Consider the following 7,771-nt stretch of genomic DNA (forward strand, 5'->3'; position numbering starts at 1 on the left):
CTCAACCACTGCGTCTTGCTCGACAATCCAAAAATAATTGAGAGGCTAGGACTTTTGTCCCAGCCTCTTTTTCACGGTGAAAAATTTCAGCTGTATTTGAATGAGCCTTAAAAAATATCTTATTTTAATTTTTGGGGGTATTAATTAGGTTGTTTGATGTCAAAAAAGGCTACAATCTCTTCTTCAGTCAGTCCGATCATAGGAGAGATGGTGTGGAGATTGTCTTCAGTCAGTCGATAGACAGTCGGTTCATCAGGCTCAGTCTTCGTTTCAACAGTCCCTTCCTTGCTTCGTGCGGATTCGATTGTAGCAGAAGCGGTGTCAACGGATGAAGAAGAATCCTTGGTCGCCTCGCCTCCGTTCAGGTCCTTAAAGCGCTCCACCAAGTAGGTCTTGCGCGCAGTACCAGTATTTTTTGTGGCGTAATCAAAGGCGCTGTATTCTCCTAAGAGAATCAGCTTGCTCTTAGAGCGCGTGATGGCAGTATAGATCAAATTACGTTGCAACATCCGGTGGCTTTGATTGGTAATGGGTAGAATCACCACCGGAAACTCGCTTCCTTGCGATTTGTGAATACTCATTGCATAGGCTAAGCGAATCTTGTACCATTCATTGCGCGGGTAGACGATTTCATTGCCATCAAATTGGATGGTCAATTCATCTTGCTTGGATTCTGTATATTTTCCTGGGAGAAGATCGGTGATGTAGCCAATATCTCCATTAAAGACATTGCTTTCTGCATCATTGACCAGATGGATGACCTTGTCTCCATCGCGGTATTGGCAGTCTGGCGTGTCAAAAACAACCTGATCTTTGACAGCTGGATTGAGAAGGTCTTGCATGAGTGTATTGATGTTGTCAATTCCGGCCTGGCCCTTGTACATGGGTGCCAAGACTTGGATATCTCGAGCAGGGATTTGACTACGAAGGGCAGCAGAAGTGATTTGTTCGATCATCTTAGGGATGTGTTCGCTTCCGGCTTCGAAATAAGAGCGGTCAGCTTTTCGTTCTGTGAAATCTTGAGGAAGCTTGCCTTGGCGAATGTCTCCTGCTAGTGAGACAATGGTCGAGTCCTCACTCTGACGGAAAATATGTTCCAGTTTGGTCTGAGGGATGCTTGGGATCTGCAAGAGATCAGCCAAGACCTGACCAGGGCTGACGGAAGGTAATTGGTCGGCATCCCCCACAATCAAGAGTTTCGTATCTGTTGCGATGTTGCTAAGTAATTGATTAGCCAGCCAGGTATCAACCATGGAAAATTCGTCCACAATGATAAAGTCTGCATCCAGATAGTCCTCTAAGTGGCTGGTGTCATCATCCCCAGTCATCCCCAAATGGCGGTGGATAGTGGCGCTCGGAAGTCCTGTCAGCTCATTCATGCGCCTAGCTGCTCGTCCCGTTGGGGCAGCCAGCAGGATCGGAAGGTCTTTTTTCTTCCGAAGATCCAGCTGGTGGAGTTGGGCATAGACGCTGATCATCCCATTGATAACGGTAGTCTTTCCTGTCCCTGGTCCCCCGGTGAGGATAAAGACCTTGTTTTGGATAGCTTGGTGAATCGCCTCTTTTTGAATCGCATCGTAGCGAATCCCCAAATCTTTTTCAACCTCCTCAATCGCCTGGTTGATTTTCTCAGGGTCAAACGAAGCTTTTTTACCCTTCTCCAGCAATCGGCCAATATGACTGCGAATCCCTTCCTCCGCAAAGAAAAGGCTGTTGTCAAAGATCTTGGTGTCCACGTTTTGGACCTTGTCTTCCTCGATGAGGTGGCCTAATTCTTGGGCGACAGTGGAAGGATCCAATTCTACTGGACGAGCTGATTCTAGAAGGTCAATGGTATAGCGCAGGAGGTCCTTGGCTTGGATATAGGTATTTCCAGTCTCGATAGAGTAGCTAAAGAGGCTGTGGATCAGACCCGCTCGGAAACGCTCGGGAGCGTCACTTGCAATGCCCAATTCTTCTGCTAGTTGGTCCGCGATTTTAAAGCCCATGCCTTGGATGTCTTCCACCAATTGGTAGGGCTGTTGCTCCACGATCTGGAGAGTTTCTTCCTTGTAGAAATCCTGGATCTGAAAGGCCAATTTATTGGGAATGCCATAATTGGCTAGTTGGGCGAGAATGCGTTCCGTTCCGTAATTCTGACGAAGTTTTTCCACAAAAGCTAGGCGGTTTTTCTTGGAGAGACCAGTAATTTCTTCTAATTTTTCAGGGGCTTCCAGAATTTTGTCAATGGTATTGTCCCCATAGAGGTCCACGATTTTTTGAGCCGTTTTGAGACCAATTCCTTTGAAGTGATCGCTGGAAAAATATTTCACCAAGCCCTTGCTAGAGGGTTTGGCACGTTCATAGCGACTGATTTTGAGCTGTTCACCGTATTTAGGATGATGGACCAGCTCTCCCCAGAAGGTGTAGTCTTCGCCTTCCATGATATCTGCCACAGTGCCCGTCACAATGATCTCAAAATCATCAAAGTCTTCTGCATCTGTATCGCTGATGTCGAGCAAGAGAATTCGAAAAAAACTGCTGGGATTTTCAAAAATAATGCGCTCAATAGTACCAGAAAAATAATATTCCATCATTTCTTTCCTTTTTATAAAGCAAGGCTGGGACATATTGCCTCAGCCTTAGTTATTTGATCTATACTAATAAGTTTTGAAAGGGTAGATCGGCCATAGTCTAAAGACGGCTTGCCCTTTGATTTGTTCTTTCTTGAAAGCTCCGACCTGACGGCTATCTTTTGAAACGATCCGGTCATCTCCGAGTAAGAGGTATTCATCGTCGAGCAACTTCAAGGTAAATTTAGGATTGCCAACCTTGTCTACAGTAAAAGCTTGAGCTGTATTGGCCAATTGGCGGAAGAGTTCTCCGTTTTCTTCGAACCCTTTTCCAGTGTAGGTCGATTGCAATTTATCTTTTTTGAAACGAGCGATGTAGTCTTTCAAATAGGGCTCATTGGTCTTTTTTCCATTGATGTAGAGGGTATCATTATCGTATTGGATGGTATCTCCAGGAAGACCGATGACCCGTTTGACGATGTCCTTGGTTTTGCCGTCGTCGTCTTTTTCACTAGCAACGACAATGTCGAAACGATCAATCGAGAGGTGGTTGACCACAAGGAGGTACTCGCTATCAGCCAAGGTCGGATCCATCGAATGGCCATCCACCTTGACCGGAGCCCAAAGGAAGATACGTGAGGCGATGATGAGACCAACGATGATGCTGAAGAGGCCCCATTCTTTAAGGAATCTCACCACTGGTGAGCTAGATGACTGTTTTGAACTTCTTTTTGACATAACTTATCTTTCTAGTAATTTCTTTGCTTTTTCTGTGTTTTTAAAATGGAGTTTAGCACAATAATCCAGAGCTTTCATTCCGTAGGTCTGGAGCAATTTAGCAGCGACTTGGTCTGACTTCGCCCCTGCTCCACTAGGGAGATTAAAGCCCAGTTCCTTGCCCAGATCTTCCAGATTTTGAAGGAAGAGATTACGGGCGATGATGGAACTAACTGCAACTGCTAAATATTTGCTTTCTGCTTTTTCTTCCAACTCAATAGCTTGGGTGACCTGATTTTTTTCAGCTTTCACGTATTTTTGGTAGTTTTTAGCAGTTGTAAAGGCATCAATCACAATTCGCTCTGCTTGGACTCCTTTATTTAACAGAAGGTAGATGGCCTGATTGTGCAGGGCTACTTTGACCGAAACAGCATTGTAGCCAGAAGCAATGACTTCATTGTACTTCTTTGGAGACAATAAGAGCGCTTGGTGCTGGATGTTTTCCTCAAGGAGAGGAGCCAATTGCTGAATTTTTCGATCATCCAAGGTCTTTGAATCCCCAACACCGAGCTTTTTGAGCCAGTCGTGCTGGTCAGGTGTGACAAAGGATGCGACGACGGTGAGTCCACCAAAATAAGAGCCGTTTCCGACCTCGTCGGTTCCGATCATGGCGAGATCTTGTCCTGCAGATGAAGTAGTAGAACCTTTAGGGTTCCCAGCATCTTGCCCGAAAAAGGCCAGGTAAGGAGTAAGGTCATTGCCCTGAAGCAAGACTTTTCCAGACTTGTAGATCGAAACGGTCGCTCCCTCTAGTCGAAAGAAATAATCCATATGAGGATTCTTGCTTTGAGAGAGAGAGTTGCGATAGGTATGGACAAAATCAAGGATTTGCTCCTGTGTTGGAGTGAGTGTCATACTTTCCATAACCACTATTGTACCACAAATTCAGGGAGAGAGGGAGCAAAAAGAAAGAAAGAATCCACTGGAAAATCCCTGTGAAGAGGGGCTTTGCTACTGACAAAGCTAGCCTTTTTTGGTATAATACCGTGAGGTGATTTTTATGGCGAGCTTAAATAGATATAAATTTACATTTGGAAACAAAGCGCTCACTTTAACAACCAACCATGATAATTTGTTTATGGAAGAAGTCGAACGTGTTGCGAAAGAAAAATACCAAGCAATTAAAGAACAAATGCCAGAGGCAGATGATGAAACCATCGCGATCTTATTGGCAGTAAACAGTTTGTCCATGCAACTGAATCGCGAGATTGAGTTTGACGACAAAGAAAAAGAATTAGATGATTTTCGTCGCAAGGCTTTAGACGACTTAAAGGATAAATCATCCAAATAAGAGGAGATACATGTTAACTTTCTTAATCTTATTGATTTTGGCATGGAGCTTTTATATTGGCTATGCAAGAGGGATTATCCTCCAGTCCTATTATTTTCTAGTGACCTTAGTGGCCCTCTTGATTGCAGGTGGTAGCTACAAGGGGCTGGCAAAGATTTTATCTCTATGGGTTCCTTTTTCGAGTCCTACTCGGCAATCGGTGAATTATTTTTATGCCAACCGCTACCTATTTCAATTAGATGACATCTTTTATGCAGGTTTAGCTTATGTATTGATTTTTGCGATAGTCTATCTGATTGGTCGTATGATTGGGATTTTTATGCACTTGGTACCCCAGCCAGAAAAACTGGAGGATCGCAAGTATCAAATTGGAGCGGGTGTGATCGCCGTCGTGATAACTCTCTTGGTCATCCAGATGGGCTTGACTGTCCTCTCAACGGTTCCCATGGCTTCCATCCAAAATAGACTAAATGCAAGCGGATTGATCCGCTTTATCATCCTTCATACCCCGATCAGTTCCAGTCTGTTCCACAACTTGTGGGTGACTGCGATTATCGGAGCTTAAGGAGCAAAAATGAAGAAAGGAGTGAGGCAAGTCCGATTCAAGGAAGGACGCTCACTTTTTTTGTAGGAGAAATATGAATAAAAAAATCTTAGATATTCTGGAGTTTGACAAGGTCAAGCAACTCTTTGAACCCTATCTACAGACAGAACAAGGGGAGATGGAGCTAGCAGCCCTTACTCCAACTGATAAAAAAGAAAGCATCGAAACGGCCTTTATGGAGTTGGAAGATATGGAGCAGATCCTCTTGGAAGAGCCTCGCTTTGCCGTGTCGACGATTCAAGATGTCCGTCCAGTGGCCAAGCGTTTGGAGATGGAGGCATCCCTCAATATCGATGAATTACTAGCGCTAAAAGCGGTCCTTCGGGTGACACATGAGCTCAAGGATTTCTACGACAACTTGGAAAATGTCCGTCTGGAAAGGCTCAATCGCCTCTTTGACAACTTGGTGGATTTACCACGCCTACAAGGTGGGCTTCAAGCTATCAACGAAGGAGGCTTTGTCGAGTCTTTTGCCAGTGAAAAATTGGCCAAAATCCGCCGTCGAATCCAGGAAAATGAACACCAGGTCAGAGAGATTCTCCAAGACCTGCTGAAAAGCAAGGCCGATATGTTGGCGGATGCTGTGATTGCTAGTCGGAATGGCCGCAATGTTCTACCCGTAAAAAACACCTATCGCAACCGGATTGCAGGGGTGGTCCACGATATCTCAGCCAGCGGGAATACCGTTTATATCGAGCCTCGGGCAGTCGTCAATCTCAATGAAGAAATTGCCAACCATCGAGCCGATGAACGGTATGAAATCATTCAGATTCTGGAGGAATTGTCTGACACCCTGCGCCCTCATGCAGCAGAGATTGCAAATAACGCTTGGATTATCGGTCACTTGGACTTGATCAAGGCCAAGTATCGCTTTATGCGCGATTATAAGGCAGTGGTACCAGAAGTTAGCAGCAATCGCTCTATTCAGCTCTTGCAACTACGTCATCCCTTGATTGAAAATGCTGTCGCGAATGACCTGCATTTTACTGAGGACTTGACAGAAATCGTGATTACCGGTCCCAATACAGGGGGGAAAACCATCATGCTAAAAACGCTAGGATTAGCGCAAATTATGGCCCAGTCTGGTCTTCCCATCCTAGCAGATCCAGGTAGTCGTGTGGGCATCTTCTCACAGGTCTTTGCGGATATTGGAGATGAACAATCGATCGAGCAGAGCTTGTCGACCTTCTCCAGTCATATGACCAATATCGTATCTATCTTGAATCAAGTGGATACTGCCTCCTTGATCCTTCTGGATGAGTTGGGGGCTGGAACCGATCCTCAAGAGGGGGCTGGCCTTGCGATTGCTATCCTAGAAGACCTGCGCTTACGCGGGATTAAGACCATGGCGACAACCCACTATCCAGAGCTCAAGGCTTATGGAATTGAGACTGCAGGAGTGCAAAATGCCAGTATGGAATTTGACACAGCGAGTCTGCGTCCGACCTATCGCTTCATGCAAGGAGTTCCTGGTCGCTCCAATGCCTTTGAGATCGCCCGCCGTTTGGGCTTGTCTGAGACCATTATCCAGGATGCCATGAAGATGACCAATACGGATAACGATGTCAATCAAATTATTGAAAAATTGGAGGCGCAGACCTTAGAAAGTCGCAAGCGCTTGGATACCATTCAAGAGGTCGAGCAAGAAAATCTCAAATTCAATCGTGCTCTTCGAAAACTCTGTAACGAATTGACCCGAGAGAGAGAAACAGAGCTCAATAAGGCAAGAGAAGAAGCCAAGGAAATTGTGGACATGGCCCTCTCAGAGAGTGACCGCATCCTTCAAGGCCTTCACGCTAAATCCCAGTTGAAACCACATGAGATCATTGAAGCCAAGGCTCAGTTGAAAAAACTAGCTCCTGAGACCGTAGACCTTTCTAAAAATAAGGTCTTGAAAAAAGCCAAAAAGGCGCGTGCTCCTAAGGTGGGAGATGAAATCTTGGTTATCAGCTATGGCCAACGCGGAACCCTGGTCAAGCAACTCAAAGATGGCCGCTGGGAGGCGCAAGTCGGCTTGATCAAGATGACCTTGGAAGAAAAAGAATTCAACCTCATCAAGGCTGAAAAAGAAGCAACTCAACCTAAGAAACGCCAGGTGAATGTCGTCAAACGCTCGAACACGAGTGGGCCGAGAGCGCGTCTAGACCTCCGTGGAAAACGCTATGAAGAGGCTATGCAAGAGCTAGATGGCTTTATCGATCAGGCCCTGCTCAACAATATGGCCCAAGTCGATATCATCCACGGGATTGGGACGGGTGTCATCCGTGAAGGGGTGACCAAGTATCTCCGACGCAACAAACATGTCAAAAGTTTTGAATATGCCCCCCAAAATGCGGGCGGAAGCGGCGCGACTATTGTTACGTTTAAAGGATAAGTTAAGCCCTAGCTTTTCATTAGCTAGGGTTTAGAATGTAGACTAAATTTTTTAAAAGAAAAATAAGTTAAGTAATTCTGCAAAGAAATATAAATATGTTCCAATTATTAGAATGAATTAAGAAAATACCGAAACTTTCCGCCGTGAGAAAAGTGCCTGAAACAATACAGTTT

At 45.2% G+C, this 7,771-nt stretch carries 6 protein-coding genes; 3 read left to right on the forward strand and 3 right to left on the reverse strand.

Features of this window, described 5'->3' with window-relative positions; translation table 11 throughout:
- Positions 1 to 140: 140 nt before the first annotated feature.
- From recD2 to rnhC, 3 genes are all read right to left on the reverse strand, one after another.
- Positions 141 to 2,573: an SF1B family DNA helicase RecD2 gene (recD2, locus tag SPADD19_RS00275; protein ID WP_061454892.1), complete on the reverse strand. Its 2,433-nt coding sequence runs from the start codon at positions 2,571 to 2,573 to the stop codon at positions 141 to 143.
- Between the two features lie 66 nt (positions 2,574 to 2,639).
- Positions 2,640 to 3,290, reverse strand: coding sequence for a signal peptidase I (gene lepB, locus SPADD19_RS00280; RefSeq protein ID WP_061454893.1), 651 nt, complete (start codon positions 3,288 to 3,290; stop codon positions 2,640 to 2,642).
- A gap of 3 nt (positions 3,291 to 3,293) precedes the next feature.
- A complete protein-coding gene (gene rnhC / locus SPADD19_RS00285) occupies positions 3,294 to 4,193 on the reverse strand; it encodes a ribonuclease HIII (RefSeq protein WP_045759870.1) in 900 nt (299 codons plus the stop codon).
- Between the two features lie 136 nt (positions 4,194 to 4,329).
- On the opposite strand from rnhC, the gene SPADD19_RS00290 reads away from it, so the two are divergent.
- The 3 genes from SPADD19_RS00290 to SPADD19_RS00300 all read left to right on the forward strand — a co-directional run bounded on the left by SPADD19_RS00290 (position 4,330) and on the right by SPADD19_RS00300 (position 7,598).
- Positions 4,330 to 4,620: a hypothetical protein gene (locus tag SPADD19_RS00290; RefSeq protein WP_003005477.1), complete on the forward strand. Its 291-nt coding sequence runs from the start codon at positions 4,330 to 4,332 to the stop codon at positions 4,618 to 4,620.
- Between the two features lie 10 nt (positions 4,621 to 4,630).
- Positions 4,631 to 5,185: a CvpA family protein gene (locus tag SPADD19_RS00295; protein WP_061454894.1), complete on the forward strand. Its 555-nt coding sequence runs from the start codon at positions 4,631 to 4,633 to the stop codon at positions 5,183 to 5,185.
- Positions 5,186 to 5,258: 73 nt separating this feature from the next.
- Positions 5,259 to 7,598 (forward strand): endonuclease MutS2, encoded by a 2,340-nt coding sequence (locus SPADD19_RS00300; protein WP_061454895.1) that lies wholly within the window; start codon positions 5,259 to 5,261, stop codon positions 7,596 to 7,598.
- Positions 7,599 to 7,771 lie beyond the last annotated feature (173 nt).

This window comes from Streptococcus parasanguinis (assembly GCF_001578955.1).
In the GTDB taxonomy this organism is placed as follows: domain Bacteria; phylum Bacillota; class Bacilli; order Lactobacillales; family Streptococcaceae; genus Streptococcus; species Streptococcus parasanguinis_U.